This is a genomic window from Cronobacter sp. HA18006, from assembly GCF_011605445.1.
Classification (GTDB): domain Bacteria; phylum Pseudomonadota; class Gammaproteobacteria; order Enterobacterales; family Enterobacteriaceae; genus Cronobacter; species Cronobacter sakazakii.
Genome location: NZ_JAANQB010000024.1, coordinates 174,881 through 193,380, shown reverse-complemented (window position 1 = coordinate 193,380; position 18,500 = coordinate 174,881). Strand labels below are relative to the sequence as shown.

The following is an 18,500-nucleotide window of genomic DNA, read 5'->3' as shown; positions in this document are numbered from 1 at the left end:
GGGAGATTTGATGGCTTACTCAGTACAGAAGTCGCGTGTGGCGAAAGTAGCAACCGTATCGCTGGTGATGCTACTCGCCGCCTGTAGTTCCGATTCGCGCTACAAGCGTCAGGTGAGCGGCGACGAGTCCTATCTGGACGCGGCTCCGCTGGCAGAACTGCACGCGCCGGCCGGTATGATCCTGCCGGTGCAGAACGGCGACTATAACATCCCGACCCCGCGTACCAACGGCCCGGTTGGCAAACAGCTTGATATTCGCCCGCCCACACAGCCGCTGGCGCTGGTCAGTGGCGCGCGTACGCAGTTCACAGGCGACACCGCTACGCTGCTGCTGGAAAGCGGCCGCAACGGTGCGCTCTGGCCGCAGGTGGTCAGCGTCGTGCAGTCGCTCAACTACACCATTGAAAAACGCGACGACGCCGCTCAGACGCTCAACACCGACTGGGTTCAGTGGAACCGCGCCGATGAAGACCAGCAGTATCGCGGTCGCTATCAGGTCAGCGTGAAGCCGCAGGGCTATCAGCAGGCGCTAGTGGTGAAGCTCGTCAATCTTGAGCAGGATGGCAAACCGGTGGCGGATACCGCCTCATTGCAGCGTTACAGCGCCGAAATGCTGAACGCCATTGCCTCCGGTCTTGATAAAAACGAGACCGCGCGTCAGAACGCCGCCGATAACCGCAGCGCGTCGCAAATCGACGTCACCAGCGGTTCCGACGATGTCGGCCTGCCGGTACTGGTGGTGCGCGCGCCGTTCAACGCCGTCTGGAACCGTCTGCCGGATACGCTTGCCAAAGTGGGCATGAAAGTGACCGACTCCACCCGTTCAACGGGCAGCGTCGCCGTGACCTACAAAGCGCTGTCTGACAGCGACTGGCAGGCGCTGGGCGCACGCGATCCGGGCCTCTCTAACGGCGATTATAAACTTCAGGTCGGCGATCTCGATAACCGCACCAGCCTGCAGTTTATCGACCCGAAAGGCCATACGCTGACCCAGTCGCAGAACGATGCGCTGGTAGCCGCCTTCCAGGCTGCATTTAGCAAGTAATACGCAGGGCCGGATCACTCCGGCCCTTTTTTCTGTGGTGGACGCAAACGTGTGCGTCGCCAGAAAATGGCAAGTTTTGTGATAAATCCTCAGGCCGCGCGAGCGGTCACCACACCTGGAGTAATAAAGATGCAAAAGCAAGCTGAGTTGTATCGTGGCAAAGCGAAAACCGTATACAGCACGGAAAACCCGGATCTGTTGGTGCTCGAGTTCCGCAATGATACGTCAGCAGGCGACGGCGCCCGCATTGAACAGTTTGACCGTAAGGGAATGGTGAACAACAAGTTTAACTATTTCATTATGAGCAAACTGGCTGAAGCGGGTATCCCGACGCAAATGGAACGGCTGCTTTCTGATACCGAAGCGCTGGTGAAAAAGCTCGACATGGTGCCGGTGGAGTGCGTTATCCGCAACCGCGCAGCGGGATCGCTGGTGAAGCGTCTCGGCATTGAAGAGGGTATCGAACTCAATCCGCCGCTGTTCGACCTGTTCCTGAAAAACGACGCGATGCACGATCCGATGGTCAACGAATCCTACTGCGAAACGTTCGGCTGGGTGAGCCAGGAAAACCTCGCGCGCATGAAAGAACTGACCTATAAAGCCAACGACGTGCTGAAAAAGCTCTTTGACGACGCGGGCCTGATCCTGGTCGACTTCAAGCTGGAGTTTGGTCTGTTCAAAGGTGAAGTGACGCTGGGCGATGAGTTCTCGCCGGACGGCGCGCGTCTGTGGGATAAACAAACCATGGACAAAATGGACAAAGACCGCTTCCGTCAGAGCCTGGGCGGCCTTATCGAAGCCTACGAAGAAGTCGCGCGTCGTCTTGGCGTGAATCTCGACTAAGCTTTTCCTTCGCATTTTCGCAGGGTATGGCCCTCATACCCTGCGCCTTCCCCCGTTTTCTTATGGTAAAGCGCGCCTGAACCACCTACGATCATTATCATAATAATTGAGAGTGATGAGGTCAGAGTATGCGTTGGCAAGGACGTCGCGAAAGCGACAACGTCGAAGACAGAAGAAACAGCAGTTCGCCGATGATGGGCGGGCGCGGATTCCGCCTGCCCGCCGGGAAGGGCGGGCTGGTACTGCTGGTGGTTGTGGTGGTCGCCAGTTATTACGGTGTCGATCTCACGGGGCTTCTCACCGGCGGCGCGCCGGTCAGCCAGCAGGCGTCGCGCTCCATCAGCCCGAACGACGACGAAGCGGCGAAATTCACCTCGGTGATTCTCGGCACCACCGAAGAGAGCTGGGGCCAGCAATTCCAGAAAATGGGCCGTACCTATCAGGAGCCGAAACTTGTCATGTACCGCGGTGCCACCCGCACCGGCTGCGGCACCGGCCAGTCGGTGATGGGCCCATTCTACTGCCCGGCGGACAGCACCGTGTATATCGATCTCTCTTTCTATGACGAAATGAAAGAGAAACTTGGCGCGGGCGGCGATTTCGCGCAGGGCTATGTCATCGCGCACGAAGTCGGCCACCATGTGCAGAAGCTGCTCGGCATTGAGCCGAAAGTGCGCCAGCTCCAGCAAAACGCCTCTCAGACCGAAGTGAACCGCCTCTCGGTGCGCCTTGAGTTACAGGCGGACTGTTTTGCGGGCGTCTGGGGCAATGCGATGCAGAAAGAGGGCGTGCTGGAAACCGGCGATTTGCAGGAGGCGCTGAACGCCGCCCAGGCGATCGGCGATGACCGCCTTCAGCAGCAGAGTCAGGGGCGCGTGGTGCCGGACAGTTTTACCCACGGTACGTCCGATCAGCGCTACAGCTGGTTTAAACGCGGTTTTGACAGCGGCGACCCGGCACAGTGCAACACCTTTGGCAACGCGCTGTAACGCAGGCAGGTTGACGTGAATGACAGTCTCGCCACGCTGACGGCGCAGATGGCGGCGGCGGGAATCCGCCGCCTGTTAGTGTTAAGCGGTGATGAAACCTGGAGCTCACAGCAGGCGCGACAGCTGGCGAACGCTCTGCCCGGCGACTGGCTGTGGGTAGGCACCGCGCCGGAGATGGCGCTCAACGGCGCGCCGGGCGCTATCAATACGCTGCTCGGGCGCGAATACCTGCATGCGGTCTTTGATGCCCGTAGCGGTTTTGACGCTGCGGCATTTGCCGCGCTCGCAGGCACGCTGAAAGCAGGCAGCTGGCTGGTGCTGCTGACGCCGCCGTGGCAGGCCTGGCCCACACGCGTGGATAACGATTCCTGCCGCTGGAGCGACAGCCGGGAGCCTATCTCTACCCCGCATTTTATCCATCATCTTCAGCGGCTTTTTCTTGATGATCCTGATGTTATCTGCTGGCGTCAGGAGCAGCCGTTACCGTTAAGTCCGTCTGCGCCGCGCCCGCGCTGGCACCCGGCCTGCGGCGAGCCGCAACAGGAACAGGCGCGGCTATTGGATGAGTTATTAACCACTACTAATGGCGTGACGGTAATCACCGCTGCGCGCGGGCGCGGTAAATCGGCGCTCGCTGGCATGTTTATTCGCGCGCTGCCGGGCAGGGCGCTGGTGACTGCGCCGTCGCGCGCCTCGGCGGAGGTTATCGCCGCGCACGCGGGCGAGAAATTTGTCTTCATGGCACCAGACGCTCTGCTGGCCGCGCTTGAGGATGGAACGCTCGCGCCCTGCGACTGGCTGGTTATTGATGAAGCCGCGGCGCTCCCTGGCCCGGTGCTGCAAAAACTGGTGCGGGCGTTTCCCGCCACGCTTCTGACCAGCACCGTGCAGGGCTATGAAGGCACCGGGCGCGGTTTCCTGCTGAAATTCTGCGCGGGCATCGACGGCCTGCGCTACCGCACGCTGAGTACGCCGGTGCGCTGGGCGCAGGACGATCCGCTGGAGCGGCTGGTCAGTCAGGCACTGCTGTTTGAGGATGATGATTTCGCCCGCACGCCCGCAGGCGACGTTCGCTTTTATCCGGTTTCGCAGAACGACTGGCAAACCCGACCCGACCGCGCGGCCGCGCTTTACCGGCTGCTGGCTGGCGCGCACTATCGCACGTCGCCGCTCGATCTGCGCCGTATGATGGATGCGCCGGGGCAGTCTTTTATCGCCGCCGAGGCGGGCGGCGAGACCGTCGGCGCGCTGTGGTTAGTGGCGGAAGGCGGTCTTGATGCGGCGCTGAGCCAGGCGGTGTGGGCCGGTTATCGCCGTCCGCGCGGCAATCTGGTGGCGCAGTCGCTTTCGGCGCACGGCGGCGATCCGCTCGCGGCCACGCTTGTTGGCCTGCGCGTTAGCCGCGTGGCGGTGCATCCGGGCCGCCAGCGCGAAGGCATTGGACGCCAGTTGATTGAGCAGGCGCGCGCACAAGCGCCTGAAGGCTGCGACTATCTTTCCGTGAGTTTCGGCTATACGCCTGCGCTGTGGCGCTTCTGGCAGCGCTGCGGTTTTACGCTGGTGCGTTTTGGCAGCCATCGCGAGGCCAGCAGCGGCTGCTATAACGCGATGGCGCTCGTGGCGCTGAGTGCGGCGGGCGCACAGCTCGTGCGTGAAGAACACCAGCGGCTGGCGCGTGATGCGACGCTGATCCAGCGTTGGGTGGATGAAACGCTGCCGCTAACGCCCGCACCCCAGGCTACCCTTAATAGTGATGACTGGTTAGCGCTCGCCGGATTCGCGTTCGCGCATCGCCCGCTGGAAACCTCTCTCGGCCCGCTCTACCGGTTGCTTGAGGCGAGCCCGCAGACGTTGCAGGCGCTACGCGGGCGACTGGCGCTGCAAATGCCGGTGGATGTGCTCTGCCGTAAGCTCGGGCTTTCCGGGCGAAAAGCGCTGCTTGCCGCGCTGCGTCAGGAAACCGCGCTGGCGCTGGATGCGCTTGATGCGCCGCGTGCCGCGACCTTAAACGCGCAACTAATGCAATGGCAATTTTTCCACTAAGTCCATCAATGAATTGCGATGGTCATCTGTTCAGGCCGGCGTAAACTGGCTGTAACCCATGAAGGAGAGTGCCATGAGACATGATCATTTTGTGGTTCAGAGCCCTGAACTGCCTGCCAGACAACTGCTGCTGCTGTTCCACGGCGTCGGGGATAACCCGGTGGCGATGGGCGAGATAGGCAGCTATTTCGCGCCGCTGTTCCCGGATGCGCTGGTGGTCAGCGTCGGCGGGCCTGCGCCGAGCGGTCCGGCGCCCGGCAGAGAGTGGTTTTCCGTGCAGGGCGTCAGCGAATCCAACCGCCAGCAGCGGGTGGATGAAATTATGCCCACGTTCATCGACACCGTGCGCCACTGGCAGCGCGAAAGCGGCGTCGGCCCGGCCGCCACGGCGCTGATCGGCTTTTCGCAGGGCGCGATTATGGTGCTGGAAGGGGTGAAAGCCGCGCCTGGCCTGGCTTCTCGCGTTATTGCATTTAACGGGCGCTTTGCTGAGTTGCCGACGTCGGCGACAACCGCCACCACGGTGCATCTGATCCACGGCGAAGACGATGAGGTGATCGATTCCCGCTACGCTCAGGCGGCGGCGGATGCGCTGCTGCGCGCCGGTGGCGACGTCACGCTCGATATCGTTGAAGATCTTGGGCATGCGATCGATAACCGCAGCATGCAGTTAGCGCTCGATCATCTGCGCTATACCGTGCCGAAGCACTATTTTGATGAGGCGTTAAGCGGCGGTAAGCCTGGCGATGACGATGTGATTCAGATGATGTAACGCGAGTGCTCCGTCAGGCGGGCTGCCTGACGGAGAGTACAGCGGAATAAGCAGGCGCTTACTTCTTCTTCGGCCAGTCGTCTTCGTCGTCCCACTTATCGTTAAAATCGCGGTGGGGCGGCAGTTCCGGGCGGTTGTCCATAAACTTCTTATGATCCACCCGTTTTAAATCTTTAATCACGTTCAGCAGGACGCCGAGCAGAAACACCAGCACCAGCACCCACCAATATTTTCCGAGCCATTCCATGACGTTATCCTCGTCTTGAGAGCGCGCGTCAGGCGACGAGCTGCTCCATAATGCGTTGATACATACGGGCCAGCAGCTGCAGGTCGGACGCTTTCACGCATTCGTTGATTTTGTGAATCGTCGCGTTGACCGGCCCAAGCTCCACCACCTGCGCGCCCATGCGGGCGATAAAGCGCCCGTCGGACGTGCCGCCGGTGGTCAGCAGCTGCGGTTTAATTTCATTATAGTGGTGAACGGCGTTCACCACCGCATCGACCAGTTTACCGCGCGCGGTTAAGAACGGCTGGCCGGAGAGCCACCAGTCCAGCGTGTAGCGCAGCTGATATTTCTCCAGCAGCGCCACGACGCGCTGTTTAATCATCTCGTCGGTCAGCTCGGTGCTGAAGCGGAAGTTAAACTGTACGTGGAGATCGCCCGGAATCACGTTATTGCTGCCGGTGCCCGCCTGAATATTGGCGATCTGCATGCTGGTCGGCGGGAAAAATTCATTGCCGCGATCCCACTCGATACCGACCAGCTCATTGAGCATCGGCGCGGCGCGATGTACCGGGTTATCCGCCAGATGCGGATACGCCACGTGACCCTGCACGCCGTGAATGGTCAGGTTGCAGGTGAGCGAGCCGCGACGGCCATTCTTCACCACATCGCCGACCACTTCGCTGCTGGAGGGCTCGCCCACCAGGCAATAATCGAGACGTTCGCCGCGCGCCATCAGCGCTTCGACCACTTTCACGGTGCCGTTGGTGGCGCTCGCCTCTTCATCAGAGGTGATCAGAAACGCCAGACGCCCGCGATGGTGCGGATGCTGCGCGACAAACCGCTCCGCCGCCACCACCATCGCCGCCAGCGAGCCTTTCATGTCCGCCGCGCCGCGGCCAAACAGCATCCCGTCACGAATGGTCGGTTCAAACGGCGGATTGATCCAGCGCTCGACATCGCCCGCCGGCACCACATCGGTATGCCCCGCGAAGGCCAGCGTCTCGCCGGTGCCGCGCCATGCCCAGAAATTCTGCGTGTCGCCGATATTCATCGGCTCAACCGTAAACCCTACGGCCTGCAGCCGCTCAATCAGCAGCGCCTGACAGCCCGCGTCATCGGGGCTCAGAGAAGGGCGACGAATTAGCTGCTGCGTCAGCTCAATAACCGGGCAAGACATAACACTAGACCTCGTTAAAATAGTGCTGGTAGGTGGATTCACTGAAACCAAGCAGCATAGGCTTACCCGGCGCGCAGAGCAATGGTCGTTTGATGATTGCAGGCATTTCCAGCATCAGCGCGGCCGCGCTGTCGGCGTCGGTAATTGCCGCGCGTTGCGCCTCGTCGAGTTTACGCCATGTGGTACCGCGAGTATTCAGCAGCGCCTCCCAGCCCAGCTCAGCGATAAATTTATGCATCATTTGTGCATCAAGGCCGTCGGTACGGTAGTCGTGAAATTGATAATCGACGTGATTATTTTCAAGCCAGCGGCGGGCTTTTTTAATGGTGTCGCAGTTTTTAATGCCGTACATCACGACCATAATTGAATCCTTTTGTCCAAAATCGGTCCAGTTAAACAAATTATCCGAACAGATAATAGGGTAAACAATAGCCTGCTAATATAACGCATCACTGACAATTATGGTTAGCGTATATATCCCTGTTCGTGCATTTTGAATAATTTTTCATCGGTGGCGCAGACCATTCCGCTGGTTAATTCGCGGAATTGATATTTTTTATAAAAAGCGACCTTATCTAAAACTGCATAGATAAAAACTTTACCAAAAGGTAAAAGCGTTGCGAGGATCTCGTCCATTAATTGATTCCCGAAACCGCGGCCCTGATAATCGGGATCGACAACAATATCGGCGACGTAACTTGACCATGTCAGATCGCTAATCGCATGCGCGGTCGCGACCGGCTTTTCCTCATGAAATCCGTACCAGCAGAAGGTGCTATTGCGGTAGCAGCGTTCGACCTCCTGCGGGTCGCGCGCGCCGAGTCCCGCTCGTTCAATCAGCGTCGCCAGCGCCTGCCAGTCAGGCATTTCATGGTTTTGATTTGTGATGATGCGCATGCCAGGTTGCCTCTTTTTCAGTAAAAAATTCCCGAATATTGCCAGCCGTCACACAACAGAAAACTTATCCTCGTCATAGTGAACTGTAAGCCGATAACAAATACATGAGGGAGGCTTATCAATTCGATTGGTTAAATTGTCTTCACTCCGCGTCATTATTTTTGTACCATGCAAACAATAATAAGAGAGGTCATTATGATTGAACATGAACTGGGGAACTGGAAAGATTTTATTGAAGCGATGCTTCGTAAATAAGTCCAGCAATAAGCAAGAGCACATCGCTTTAATAGACACACAGCAGTGATTCCACTCACTGAACATACCAAAAGGCGACCGTTAAGGTCGCCTTTTTCTTTTCGGGGTTATTCTTCCGGCGCAGGCTTAAGCGGAAAACGTCTGCGGATCAGTACAAAGAACAGCGGCACGAAGAAAACTGCCAGCAGCGTTGCGGAGATCATCCCGCCCATCACGCCGGTGCCGACCGCGTGCTGGCTGGCAGAGCCTGCGCCGCTGCTGGTCGCCATCGGCAGCACGCCGAAAATAAACGCCAGCGACGTCATTAAAATCGGCCGCAGGCGCTGGCGGCAGGCATCGAGCGTCGCGGCGATAAGCTCGTGGCCTTTGCTGTTCATCTCGTTGGCGAATTCCACAATCAGTATCGCGTTCTTGGCGGAAAGCCCGATGACCGTCAGCAGCCCCACCTGGAAATAGACGTCGTTCTCAAGCCCGCGCAGCCAGGTGGCGAGCAGTGCGCCAATCACGCCGAGCGGCACCACCAGCATCACCGAGAACGGCACCGTCCAGCTCTCATACAGCGCCGCCAGGCACAGGAACACGACCAGCAACGAGAGCGCGTAAAGGGCAGGCGCCTGCGAGCCGGAAAGCCGCTCCTGGTACGACATCGCTGTCCACTCCAGCCCAAAGCCAGTCGGCAACTGGCTCACCAGTTTCTCCATCACGTCCATCGCGGTGCCGGTACTGACGCCCGGTGCCGCCTCGCCGACAATCTCCAGCGCTGAATAGCCGTTGTAGCGCTCAAGGCGCGGCGAGCCGGTTTCCCAGCGTGACGTCGCAAAGGCCGAGAACGGCACCATCGCGCCCGCCTGGTTGCGCACATACCAGCGCGTAATATCTTCCGGCAGCATCCGGTATTTCGCGGCCGACTGCACATAGACCTTTTTAACGCGCCCGCGATCCATAAAGTCGTTCACATAGCTTGAGCCCCACGCGGTTTGCAGCGTGTCGTTAATATCGTCAATGGAAACGCCGAGCGCCTGGGCTTTGCGCTGGTCGATGTCTATCTGCAACTGCGGGCTGTCATCCAGGCCGTTGTGGCGCACGCGGGTCAGCGCAGGCTCCTGGCTTGCCATGTCCAGCAGGCGATCGCGCGCCTGCATCAGCGCGTCATGCCCAAGCCCGGCGTGATCCTGAAGCTCCATATCAAACCCGGCGGAGCTGCCAAGGCCGCTGATGGCAGGCGGGCTGCTCGCGAACACGCGCGCCTCTTTAATATGGCGAAAAGCCTGCGTGGCGCGCTCAATGATGGCATCCGCGCTGCCGGTGTCCGGGTCGCGATCCTCCCACGGATTCAGGCGCACAAACATGCGCGCCACGTTCTGGCCGTTGCCGCCGGGGCCGGAGCCGACGGTCGCGAACACCGAGGCGACGTTGGCTTTTTCTTTCTCAAAGAAATAGCGCTCCACCTGCTGCACCACTTTCAGCGTCTGCTGCTGGGTGGAGCCAGAGGGCAACTGGACTGACGTAATAAACATGCCGCGATCCTCCTGCGGCAGAAACGACGTGGGCAGGCGTAAAAAGAGAAACACCATACCGCCGAGCAGCAGGGCGTAGAGCAAAATCCAGCGCAGGCTGCGCTGTAAAATTTTTCCTACGGCGGATTCATAACGCAGCGCGCTGCGCTCAAAGGTGCGGTTAAACCAGCCGAAAAACCCGCGCGAGCCGTGGTGTTCGCCTTTTTTCAGCGGCTTAAGCAGCGTGGCGCACAGGGCAGGGGTGAGGATCATCGCGACCAGCACCGACAGCACCATCGATGAGACAATCGTGATGGAGAACTGGCGGTAAATCGCGCCGGTGGTGCCGCCGAAAAACGCCATCGGGATAAACACCGCCGAGAGCACCATGGCGATACCCACCAGCGCGCCCTGGATCTGGCCCATCGATTTACGCGTGGCGGCGCGCGGTGACAGCCCTTCGTCACTCATAATGCGCTCGACGTTTTCCACGACCACGATGGCGTCATCCACCAGCAGGCCTATCGCCAGCACCATTGCGAACATCGTCAGGGTATTAATGCTGTAGCCGAAGCTGTAGAGCACTGCGAAGGTACCGAGCAGCACCACCGGCACGGCGATGGTCGGGATCAGCGTGGCGCGGAAATTCTGCAAAAAGAGATACATCACCAGAAACACCAGCGCGATCGCTTCAAGCAGCGTCTTCACCACGTCGGTAATCGAGGCTTTCACAAACGAGGTGGTCTCATACGCGACTTTATATTCCAGCCCGTGCGGGAAATAGTGCGACAGCTCGTCGAGGCGGTTCAGCACCAGTTGCGCCGTTTCCATCTCGTTCGCGCCTGAGGCGAGCTTCACGCCGAGCCCCGAGGCCGCTTTGCCGTTATAGCGGCTCAGATAATCATATTTCTCGGCCCCCATTTCGACGGTTGCCACGTCGCCGAGCGTGACGGTCGAACCGTCCTGATTCACGCGCAGCGTAATGGCGCGAAACTGCTCCGGCGTCTGTAACAGCGACTGCGCGTTGATGGTGGCGTTCAGCGCCTGATTATCCACAGACGGCGTGCCGCCGAGCTGGCCGACCGCTATCTGGCTGTTCTGCGATTTAATCGCTGCCACCACATCCGCCGTGGTGAGCTGAAAGCTGGTGAGCTTGTCCGGGTCGAGCCAGATGCGCATCGCGTACTGCGAACCGTAAGCGTCGATATCCCCGACGCCGTTGATACGGCTGAGCGGCTCCTGAATATTACTCGCCACATAGTCGGCGATATCCTGTTTATCCATGCTGCCATCGGTGGAGACAAACGCGATAGTCAGAATGTTGGTATCGCCGGTTTTGCGCACCGTCACGCCCTGCGTCTGTACGGCCTGGGGGAGCTTTCGCAGCGCGGATTGCAGCTGGTTTTGCACCTGCTGGACCGCTTCATCCGGGTCGGTGCCTGCTTTGAAGTTCAGCGTCACGGTCGCCTGGCCGGTGGCGCTGCTTTGCGACGACATATACATCAGGTTATCGAGGCCGGTCATGTTCTGTTCGATAACCTGCGTAACGGTATTTTCCAGCGTCTGGGCGGAGGCGCCAGGGTAGTTTGCCGTGATGCGCACGTTAGGCGGTGCCAGTTCGGGATATTGCTCAACGGGAAGTGAAAATATCGCCAGTGTGCCGGTCAGGCAGATGAGAATTGCCAGCACCCAGGCAAAAATCGGGCGATCGATAAAGAAATTCGCCATGCGAGTCGGGACCTCTTAAATGCTTAGCGTCGTTATTATTGGTAGCCGCAATCACTGTAGCCTCAGGGCACACAACAAACGTGGAGAAAATAAGGAGATAATGTAAATTATCTCGCGCGACGCCGCGCAGACCCTTACGCGCTCCGGGATCCCAGAAACAGGACGGTCGCCGCGACGCGCGAACGCACGTTAAGTTTGCGCAGTAAATTGCGAATATGCACTTTTACCGTCTCTTCCGAGATCTGTAACGCCGACGCAATCTGCTTATTGGAGAGCCCGCGCGCCACTTCCTGCAACACGTCAAGCTCGCGCCCGGTCAGCAGCGCAAACGGCGCGTCGCGTTGCTCATCAGGCTTGCGCGCGAGCAGATACGCCTGCACCTGCTCGCTGAACGCGCCAGCACCCGCCGCACCTGCCCGGATGGCCTCCAGCAGCGCTTCCGGTTCGCTGTCTTTCAGCAGATAGCCGTCAGCGCCCGCATCGGTCATGGCAAAAATATCGCTTTGCGCATCAGAGACCGTCAGTACGATAATCCGTGCGTTCACGCCGTCGCGGCGCAGCATCGTCAGCGTATCCAGCCCGCTTAAACCCCGCATATTCAGATCCAGCAAAATGACGTCCGGGGAAAGCGCCCGCGCCTGCGCTATCGCTTCTTCGCCGCTGCCTGCTTCGCCCGTCACCCGAAACCGCGCATCGGTTTCAAGCAACTGTCGCAGGCCTCGACGCATCAGCGGGTGATCGTCAACGATAAGAACGTGCCAGGGGATAATTTGCGACATGCTTACTCCGCTCTTGTGGGTTTTTTCTGCGTTGCGGCTGGATAAACCATAGCCTGAGCGTAAGCTTAACCGCCAGACGCCGCCGGCAATGGGCAGAATACCGGAAAAAGCGCCGTTATTCCGGCGACGCGCCGGGGGCGACAAATGGCGTTTCGGGTCGTACTATTCACCCCACACCAGGCGTTTATGGAGTCGCTATGTCGTTAAATGTCGAACTGATAAAAGATAAAATTCTCTCGGAAAACTACTTTGTTCTGCGCAATATTACCTACGATCTGACGCGAAAAGATGGCGAAGTGGTCCGCCACAAGCGCGAAGTCTACGATCGCGGCAACGGCGCTGCCGTACTGTTGTATAACCGCGAGAAAAAAAGCGTCGTGTTGATCCGTCAGTTTCGCGTCGCCACCTGGGTTAACGGTAACCCGGACGGGATGCTGATTGAGGCGTGTGCGGGGCTTCTTGACGATGACGAGCCGGAAGTCTGCATTCGCAAAGAGGCCATCGAGGAAACTGGCTACCGCGTGAACGCGGCGGAGAAAGTCTTTGAGCTTTATACCTCCCCCGGCGGCGTTACCGAACTCATTCATCTGTTCATCGCGGAATATGACGATGCCTCACGCGCGAACGAAGGCGGCGGCGTAGAAGATGAAGAGATAGAAGTGCTGGAAATGCCCTTCAGTGAAGCCCTGGAAAAGGTGAAACAGGGTGTTATTCGCGATGCGAAAACGGTGCTGCTGCTCCAGCATCTTCAGCTACGCGGAATAATGGACTGATTTCCCTCACAATAAGAGGCGGTATTACGGATATTGCTATCCGATAAATCCGATTGAGCCGCCCGTGCAGGGCAACGAAGATAGGCGCGTTTCTTCTACCGCTGTTTACGCCCGGGATACGCGCCGTTCATGCTTTTTCGTCTGCTGTCACTCTTTAGCTGTTCTTTGCTGCTCGCCTCGCCGCTCTGGGCTGCGCCCGCGCAGAAGATTTTTAGTGACTGGCAGGTGACCTGCAATAACCAGAATTTCTGCACGGCCCGTAACGTCGGCGGCCATCAGGATCTGGTGATGACGCTATCGCGCAGCGCCGGTGCGAAACCCGACGCGTCGCTGCGCATCGAGGCGGGCAAACCGGAGGCCGCCGTGAATAAAGCACCGCCGCTTGCCCCGCGTCTCTTGCTGGATGGCAAAACGCTGGTGCCGGCGGGCAGCAAATGGCGTGATATGCCGCGCCGCCTGATGACGGACGACCCGACTACCATTATCGATTTTCTCGATCAGATTAAAGAATCGTCGGTCATTACGCTGAAAGACGGGCCGGGGCGTTTGTCGCTCGACGGGCTGAAAGCCGCACTGCTGTTTATCGATGCCCAGCAAAAGCGCGTCGGCAGCGAAACCGCGTGGATCAAGAAGGGCAACAACCCGCCGCTCAGCGTGCCGCCTGCGCCTGCTATCCGGGGCGTCAAAATCACCAACCCGACGCCGACGCCGCTCTCTCACGACGAGCTGAACGAACTGCTCGATTACGGCACCTGGCGGATGACCAACAGCCAGTGCTCGCTTGATCCGATGCGCCGCGAAGTGCGTATTTCCGCCCTCTCCGACGACACGGCGCTGATGATAATCAGCTGTGAAGCGGGCGCTTACAACACGGTGGATCTTGCCTGGCTGGTGTCGCGCCAGAAGCCGTTTGCCTCGCGCATGGTGCGCCTGCGCCTGCCGTTCCTGCCTGCCGATAAAGAGCAAGAGCTGGAACTGATGAACGCGAGCTTCGATGAAAAAACCAAAGAACTGACCACGCTCTCCAAAGGCCGCGGCCTCGGCGACTGCGGCGTCGCGACGCGCTGGCGCTTCGACGGCCAGCGGTTTCGCCTGGTGCGTTACGCCGAAGAGCCAAGCTGCGACAACTGGCACGGTCCGGACGCCTGGCCGACGCTCTGGGTGACTCAATAATCCCGCTTCTGGCGGCGCGCGTTTTTGCGTATATTCCTGTGGCTTAACATAACCAATAACAATGGCAGGGAATGTATGGCTTTCACACAGGGGCTGCGCGCGGTTCTCGGACTGGCGCTCACAGGACTGTCGCTTTGCGCCAGTGCCGCAATGACACCGCAGGACGAGCGCGACGCGAACGCGCTGGTCGCGCGCTGGAACGAGTTTAAAAATCATCCCTCCGCCCAGGCAGGCGCGGCGCTTTATAGCGAACAGGTCAGCTGGTACGGCAAAGCGCTTGCGCGCGACGCCGTTATCCAGGAAAACGCCGCCTTCGTGCAAAAACATCCGCACTACGCACAGGCCATCATCAGCAATATCACGCTCACCGAACAGGACGGGCAGCCGCTTGCCGTACAGGCCACGTTTGTGAAACAGGCGGGGCTTGAGCCGCAAACGCCGCGCAACTATCCGGCGCAGCTCACCTTAACGAAACAGACCGCAGGCTGGCGCATCAGCGAAGAAACCGACTGGATAACCGAGGCGAATCGCCAGAAAACGCGCGATTACCGTCTGGCGGGCGGGCGGTTTAACGGCACCGCCAAAAGCTACGCCTGGCTGACGGCGCATGACCCGAAAACCAACGGCGTCTGCGATGAGAGCGGTGAGTGTGAATGCCAGCTGTGGAACAGCGATCCGGCGATCAAACCGGCAGCAATTGCCTCCTGCATCGGCGGCGGTGTCGAAGCGCTCTCAAATCTTGACGACAGCGGACGCGACCGCGCGCTGATTTATCCCGAATGGTGGAGCAGCGCCTGGCGGGCGACCTATCTCTATGACGTGCAGCAACAGCAGTGGGTAAAAGCGATTCCCTCGTTTTCCATGAACCTGAACGTGCAGGAGGATGTGGATGGCACGTCGCTGGTAACGCGAGACCCAGAGCATCCGGGGCAGGTGATTGTCTCGCAGGCGCAGTGGGATGAGAAAACGGAAGATATTGTGATAAACAAAAGCGCCGAGACGCTGAACGTCCTGAAATAAAACCGCGCCGGAAATAAAAAAGCCAGCCTGTTAAGGCTAATTTAAAACCCTTGCGCCGAGGAACGAGAGGCACCCGTTCGATCCTGTTTGCTTGCAGGCGAGTTCTGCCGGGCTGAATCCGGAAATAATCATTTTAAGTGGGATAATTTCAGCATTTTTATCCCACAAAATAGTTGTGGTTAACGCAATAATTCCATTTTTCATGCTTAAAGGAACTAAGAATGAACTGGAATAAAGACGTTGCTATTTCGCATCTCCGGTCCCGCGCGCTCGGTCATTCACATAACGAATGTGCGACCTTTACAAGGGAGGCTATAGCTGCTGGCGGCATACGGCTGGAGAGAACGCTAAACGCAAAAGATTACGGGCCTGCATTACTGCGCGCTGGATTTCATGAAGTCCCGCCGGGCTCAACATTATTGAGCGGTGATGTTGCTGTGATTCAGCCGTATCCCGGAGGGAACCCGAGCGGGCATATGACAATGTATGATGGCACGCAGTGGATCTCCGATTTCAGGCAACGCAGTATGTACCCGGGCCCAGGGTATCGCGCCGCCCAACCGGCTTTCAAAATATACAGGATGAATTGATGCGAGCTGCAATAGTGTTATGCGCTTTCTTGCTCTCCGCTTGCGCAGTTAAGCCGGAACAGAGCGCGCCGACGCGAGTACATTCTTTTTATTCTACTTATCTGATGTCTCTTACAAGTAGCGACAATCAATATTCGCCGTCTGATTTGCGCGAATATGTTTCTGCCGACACGATCAAGAGACTGGAGGATATCGAGTCGATATCAGAACAAGACCTGATTGGCTCGGATTACTTCGCTTATGCACAGGACTATGATCCATCATGGATATCGGCGCTAACTGTCGGTGCCGCCAGGCCGTTCATGGGGGGCGAGGTAATGTCGGTATGGATTGGCAGGGAGGGCGGGAAAAAATTAGAGCTGGAAGTGTTTGTTCGTCGGGAGTCAGACATCTGGAAGATATACCGAGTCCGTGATGTCACCGATAACTATGAGCATCCAATATTTAACGCCGGCGCCATCGCTCGCGCGAAGTCTGCTGCTCAAGGCGGCCTGTAAAGAATAACCCCAGTCATCTGCCGTAATGCCGCTCACTTAAGCTTTATGTGATTTAAAGCTGAACGGATAACGAAATCCATATCGTGTGCAGTCATAAAAAAGCCAGAATCAGGAAACTGACTCTGGCTTATTTCTTACTGGCAGGATCGTTCAGGTACGCTTAAACGATCGGCGTCAGCCCGTTAAGGCTGGCTTATTTGCCGAGCACTTTGCGGGCTTTTTCTACCACGTTTTCGACGGTAAAGCCGAAGTACGGGAAGAGTTTCTCCGCGGGCGCGGATTCGCCATAGCCGGTCATGCCGACGATAGCGCCCTTCAGGCCGACATATTTGTACCAGTAGTCGGCGATGCCCGCTTCCACCGCCACGCGCGCGCTGACGTCAGACGGCAGCACCGATTCACGGTAGGCTTCATCCTGCGCGTCAAAGACATCAGTCGACGGCAGCGATACCACACGCACCGCCACGCCGTCGCCACGCAGTTTTTCTGCCGCCTGAACGGCGATTTCCACTTCCGAACCGGTGGCAATCAGGATCAGATCCGGTTTGCCGCCCGCGTCTTTCAGGATATACCCGCCGCGCGCCACATCTTTCAACTGCTGCGGCGAGCGCTCAATCTGCGCCAGATTCTGACGAGAGAGGATCAGCGCCGTCGGGCCGTTATGGCGCTCGATAGCGGCTTTCCACGCCACCGCGGTTTCCACCTGGTCACATGGACGCCAGGTGCTGAAATTCGGCGTCAGGCGCAGGCTCGCGAGCTGCTCCACCGCCTGGTGCGTCGGGCCGTCTTCCCCAAGACCGATAGAGTCATGGGTGTAGACCATAATCTGCCGTGCTTTCATCAGCGCCGCCATGCGCGCCGCGTTGCGGGCGTATTCGACGAACATCAGGAAGGTGGCGGTGTAGGGCACAAAGCCGCCGTGGTGGGCGATGCCGTTGGCGATGGCCGTCATGCCGAATTCGCGCACGCCGTAGTGAATGTAGTTGCCCGCCGGATCTTCTTTCAGCGATGTCGAGCCCGACCAGATAGTCAGGTTGCTCGGTGCGAGGTCTGCCGAGCCGCCGAGCAACTCCGGCAGTACCGGGCCATAGACGTTCAGCGCGTTCTGGGACGCCTTACGGGAGGCGATTTTCGCCGGTTCCGCCTGGAGTTTTTCGATGTACTCCTGCGTCACCTGCTGCCAGTTTTCCGGCATTTCACCGCCCATACGGCGGTTAAACTCTGCCGCCAGTTCCGGGTAGGCTTCCTGATACGCGGCGAATTTCTCGTTCCAGCTCGCTTCAACCTGGCGGCCTTTTTCCTTCGCATCCCAGCCTTTGTAAACCTCATCCGGGATTTCGAACGGCGGGTAGTTCCAGCCGAGCTGTTTACGGGTCAGCGCCACTTCTTCTTCGCCAAGCGCCGCGCCGTGGGATTCCTCTTTACCCGCTTTGTTCGGCGAGCCGAAGCCAATGACGGTGCGACAGATAATCAGCGACGGTTTATCGGTAACCTGTTTCGCCTCTTCAATGGCGCGCTTGATAGCCTCTGGATCGTGGCCGTCAATCTCATGCACCACGTGCCAGTGGTAGGCTTCAAAACGTTTGGCGGTGTCATCGGTAAACCAGCCCTCGGTCTCGCCATCAATGGAAATGCCGTTGTGATCGTAGAAGCCAATCAGCTTGCCAAGACCCAGCGTGCCCGCGAGCGAGCAGACCTCATGGGAGATACCTTCCATCAGGCAGCCGTCGCCCATAAACACATAGGTATTGTGATCGACGATCTCATGGCCCGGGCGGTTAAACTGCGCCGCGAGCGTTTTCTCGGCAATCGCCAGACCCACGGCATTCGCGAGCCCCTGACCGAGCGGCCCGGTGGTGGTTTCCACGCCCGGCGTATAGCCGATTTCCGGGTGGCCCGGCGTTTTGGAGTGCAGCTGGCGGAAGTTTTTCAGCTCTTCCATCGGCAGGTCGTAGCCCGACAGATGCAGCAGGCTGTAGAGCAGCATCGAGGCGTGGCCGTTGGAAAGAATAAAGCGGTCGCGGTCATACCACGTCGGGTTAGTCGGGTTGTGCTTGAGGAAATCGTTCCACAGCACTTCGGCGATATCCGCCATCCCCATCGGCGCGCCGGGGTGACCGGATTTGGCTTTCTGAACTGCATCCATGCTCAGCGCACGGATGGCGTTGGCTAAAAGCTGACGAGACATGTTTCTCTC

The 18,500-nt window shown here is 58.5% G+C and carries 18 protein-coding genes; 11 read left to right on the top strand and 7 right to left on the bottom strand.

What is annotated here, in order from left to right:
- The first annotated feature begins 10 nt into the window (after positions 1–10).
- The 5 genes from bamC (at position 11) to ypfH (ending at position 5,692) form a co-directional block, all read left to right on the top strand.
- Positions 11–1,045 (top strand): outer membrane protein assembly factor BamC, encoded by a 1,035-nt coding sequence (gene bamC, locus G9X48_RS18940; RefSeq protein WP_004387001.1) that lies wholly within the window; start codon positions 11–13, stop codon positions 1,043–1,045.
- Between the two features lie 129 nt (positions 1,046–1,174).
- Positions 1,175–1,888 (top strand): phosphoribosylaminoimidazolesuccinocarboxamide synthase, encoded by a 714-nt coding sequence (gene purC / locus G9X48_RS18935; protein WP_004387002.1) that lies wholly within the window; start codon positions 1,175–1,177, stop codon positions 1,886–1,888.
- A 128-nt stretch (positions 1,889–2,016) separates the two neighbouring features.
- Entirely contained in the window at positions 2,017–2,877 is an 861-nt protein-coding gene (locus G9X48_RS18930) for a neutral zinc metallopeptidase (protein ID WP_063264216.1), read from the top strand.
- Between the two features lie 48 nt (positions 2,878–2,925).
- On the top strand, positions 2,926–4,920 hold the full coding sequence (locus tag G9X48_RS18925; protein ID WP_165770548.1) for a GNAT family N-acetyltransferase: 1,995 nt from the start codon (positions 2,926–2,928) through the stop codon (positions 4,918–4,920).
- Positions 4,921–4,993: 73 nt separating this feature from the next.
- Positions 4,994–5,692: an esterase gene (gene ypfH / locus G9X48_RS18920; protein ID WP_032988735.1), complete on the top strand. Its 699-nt coding sequence runs from the start codon at positions 4,994–4,996 to the stop codon at positions 5,690–5,692.
- A gap of 58 nt (positions 5,693–5,750) precedes the next feature.
- On the opposite strand, the gene G9X48_RS18915 is transcribed toward ypfH, so the two are convergent.
- From G9X48_RS18915 to G9X48_RS18900, 4 genes are all read right to left on the bottom strand, one after another.
- Positions 5,751–5,939, bottom strand: a complete 189-nt coding sequence (locus G9X48_RS18915) for a YpfN family protein (protein ID WP_007700459.1) — start codon at positions 5,937–5,939, stop codon at positions 5,751–5,753.
- Positions 5,940–5,967: 28 nt separating this feature from the next.
- Entirely contained in the window at positions 5,968–7,095 is a 1,128-nt protein-coding gene (gene dapE, locus G9X48_RS18910; RefSeq protein WP_012124066.1) for a succinyl-diaminopimelate desuccinylase, read from the bottom strand.
- Between the two features lie 4 nt (positions 7,096–7,099).
- A complete protein-coding gene (locus G9X48_RS18905) occupies positions 7,100–7,456 on the bottom strand; it encodes an ArsC family reductase (protein ID WP_004386537.1) in 357 nt (118 codons plus the stop codon).
- A 104-nt stretch (positions 7,457–7,560) separates the two neighbouring features.
- Positions 7,561–7,992, bottom strand: coding sequence for a GNAT family N-acetyltransferase (locus G9X48_RS18900; protein WP_105629532.1), 432 nt, complete (start codon positions 7,990–7,992; stop codon positions 7,561–7,563).
- A gap of 195 nt (positions 7,993–8,187) precedes the next feature.
- Between G9X48_RS18900 and ypfM the strand changes: the two genes are divergently transcribed.
- Positions 8,188–8,247 (top strand): protein YpfM, encoded by a 60-nt coding sequence (ypfM, locus tag G9X48_RS18895; RefSeq protein WP_100207200.1) that lies wholly within the window; start codon positions 8,188–8,190, stop codon positions 8,245–8,247.
- A 107-nt stretch (positions 8,248–8,354) separates the two neighbouring features.
- Here ypfM and acrD read toward each other — a convergent pair whose 3' ends face one another.
- The gene (gene acrD / locus G9X48_RS18890; protein ID WP_097641435.1) at positions 8,355–11,471 is read right to left on the bottom strand and encodes a multidrug efflux RND transporter permease AcrD; all 3,117 of its coding nucleotides are present in this window, start codon (positions 11,469–11,471) and stop codon (positions 8,355–8,357) included.
- 134 nt (positions 11,472–11,605) lie between these two features.
- On the bottom strand, positions 11,606–12,250 hold the full coding sequence (gene narP, locus G9X48_RS18885; RefSeq protein ID WP_004386541.1) for a nitrate/nitrite response regulator protein NarP: 645 nt from the start codon (positions 12,248–12,250) through the stop codon (positions 11,606–11,608).
- 197 nt (positions 12,251–12,447) lie between these two features.
- Between narP and nudK the strand changes: the two genes are divergently transcribed.
- The 5 genes from nudK (at position 12,448) to G9X48_RS18860 (ending at position 16,303) form a co-directional block, all read left to right on the top strand.
- Positions 12,448–13,023, top strand: a complete 576-nt coding sequence (gene nudK, locus G9X48_RS18880) for a GDP-mannose pyrophosphatase NudK (protein WP_007777142.1) — start codon at positions 12,448–12,450, stop codon at positions 13,021–13,023.
- A 129-nt stretch (positions 13,024–13,152) separates the two neighbouring features.
- Positions 13,153–14,196 (top strand): DUF1176 domain-containing protein, encoded by a 1,044-nt coding sequence (locus G9X48_RS18875; protein ID WP_054625788.1) that lies wholly within the window; start codon positions 13,153–13,155, stop codon positions 14,194–14,196.
- A 75-nt stretch (positions 14,197–14,271) separates the two neighbouring features.
- Positions 14,272–15,216: a hypothetical protein gene (locus tag G9X48_RS18870; RefSeq protein ID WP_097641434.1), complete on the top strand. Its 945-nt coding sequence runs from the start codon at positions 14,272–14,274 to the stop codon at positions 15,214–15,216.
- A gap of 221 nt (positions 15,217–15,437) precedes the next feature.
- Positions 15,438–15,806 carry a hypothetical protein gene (locus G9X48_RS18865; RefSeq protein WP_032968345.1) on the top strand — a complete coding sequence of 123 codons (369 nt, stop codon included), beginning with the start codon at positions 15,438–15,440 and terminating at the stop codon, positions 15,804–15,806.
- The gene (locus tag G9X48_RS18860) at positions 15,806–16,303 is read left to right on the top strand and encodes a YbjP/YqhG family protein (RefSeq protein ID WP_041460416.1); all 498 of its coding nucleotides are present in this window, start codon (positions 15,806–15,808) and stop codon (positions 16,301–16,303) included. Before G9X48_RS18865 ends, G9X48_RS18860 begins: the two co-directional genes overlap by 1 nt.
- A gap of 193 nt (positions 16,304–16,496) precedes the next feature.
- On the opposite strand, the gene tkt is transcribed toward G9X48_RS18860, so the two are convergent.
- Positions 16,497–18,491 carry a transketolase gene (gene tkt / locus G9X48_RS18855; RefSeq protein ID WP_014728327.1) on the bottom strand — a complete coding sequence of 665 codons (1,995 nt, stop codon included), beginning with the start codon at positions 18,489–18,491 and terminating at the stop codon, positions 16,497–16,499.
- Positions 18,492–18,500: the final 9 nt, after the last annotated feature.

Bases quoted from the DNA above. Each gene is read 5' to 3' on its own strand.
- bamC (WP_004387001.1), top strand. From the start codon at position 11: ATGGCTTACTCAGTACAGAAGTCGCGTGTGGCGAAAGTAGCAACCGTA.
- purC (WP_004387002.1), top strand. From the start codon at position 1,175: ATGCAAAAGCAAGCTGAGTTGTATCGTGGCAAAGCGAAAACCGTATAC.
- G9X48_RS18930 (WP_063264216.1), top strand. From the start codon at position 2,017: ATGCGTTGGCAAGGACGTCGCGAAAGCGACAACGTCGAAGACAGAAGA.
- G9X48_RS18925 (WP_165770548.1), top strand. From the start codon at position 2,926: ATGGCGGCGGCGGGAATCCGCCGCCTGTTAGTGTTAAGCGGTGATGAA.
- ypfH (WP_032988735.1), top strand. From the start codon at position 4,994: ATGAGACATGATCATTTTGTGGTTCAGAGCCCTGAACTGCCTGCCAGA.
- G9X48_RS18915 (WP_007700459.1), bottom strand. From the start codon at position 5,939: ATGGAATGGCTCGGAAAATATTGGTGGGTGCTGGTGCTGGTGTTTCTG.
- dapE (WP_012124066.1), bottom strand. From the start codon at position 7,095: ATGTCTTGCCCGGTTATTGAGCTGACGCAGCAGCTAATTCGTCGCCCT.
- G9X48_RS18905 (WP_004386537.1), bottom strand. From the start codon at position 7,456: ATGGTCGTGATGTACGGCATTAAAAACTGCGACACCATTAAAAAAGCC.
- G9X48_RS18900 (WP_105629532.1), bottom strand. From the start codon at position 7,992: ATGCGCATCATCACAAATCAAAACCATGAAATGCCTGACTGGCAGGCG.
- acrD (WP_097641435.1), bottom strand. From the start codon at position 11,471: ATGGCGAATTTCTTTATCGATCGCCCGATTTTTGCCTGGGTGCTGGCA.
- narP (WP_004386541.1), bottom strand. From the start codon at position 12,250: ATGTCGCAAATTATCCCCTGGCACGTTCTTATCGTTGACGATCACCCG.
- nudK (WP_007777142.1), top strand. From the start codon at position 12,448: ATGTCGTTAAATGTCGAACTGATAAAAGATAAAATTCTCTCGGAAAAC.
- G9X48_RS18875 (WP_054625788.1), top strand. From the start codon at position 13,153: ATGCTTTTTCGTCTGCTGTCACTCTTTAGCTGTTCTTTGCTGCTCGCC.
- G9X48_RS18870 (WP_097641434.1), top strand. From the start codon at position 14,272: ATGGCTTTCACACAGGGGCTGCGCGCGGTTCTCGGACTGGCGCTCACA.
- G9X48_RS18865 (WP_032968345.1), top strand. From the start codon at position 15,438: ATGAACTGGAATAAAGACGTTGCTATTTCGCATCTCCGGTCCCGCGCG.
- G9X48_RS18860 (WP_041460416.1), top strand. From the start codon at position 15,806: ATGCGAGCTGCAATAGTGTTATGCGCTTTCTTGCTCTCCGCTTGCGCA.
- tkt (WP_014728327.1), bottom strand. From the start codon at position 18,491: ATGTCTCGTCAGCTTTTAGCCAACGCCATCCGTGCGCTGAGCATGGAT.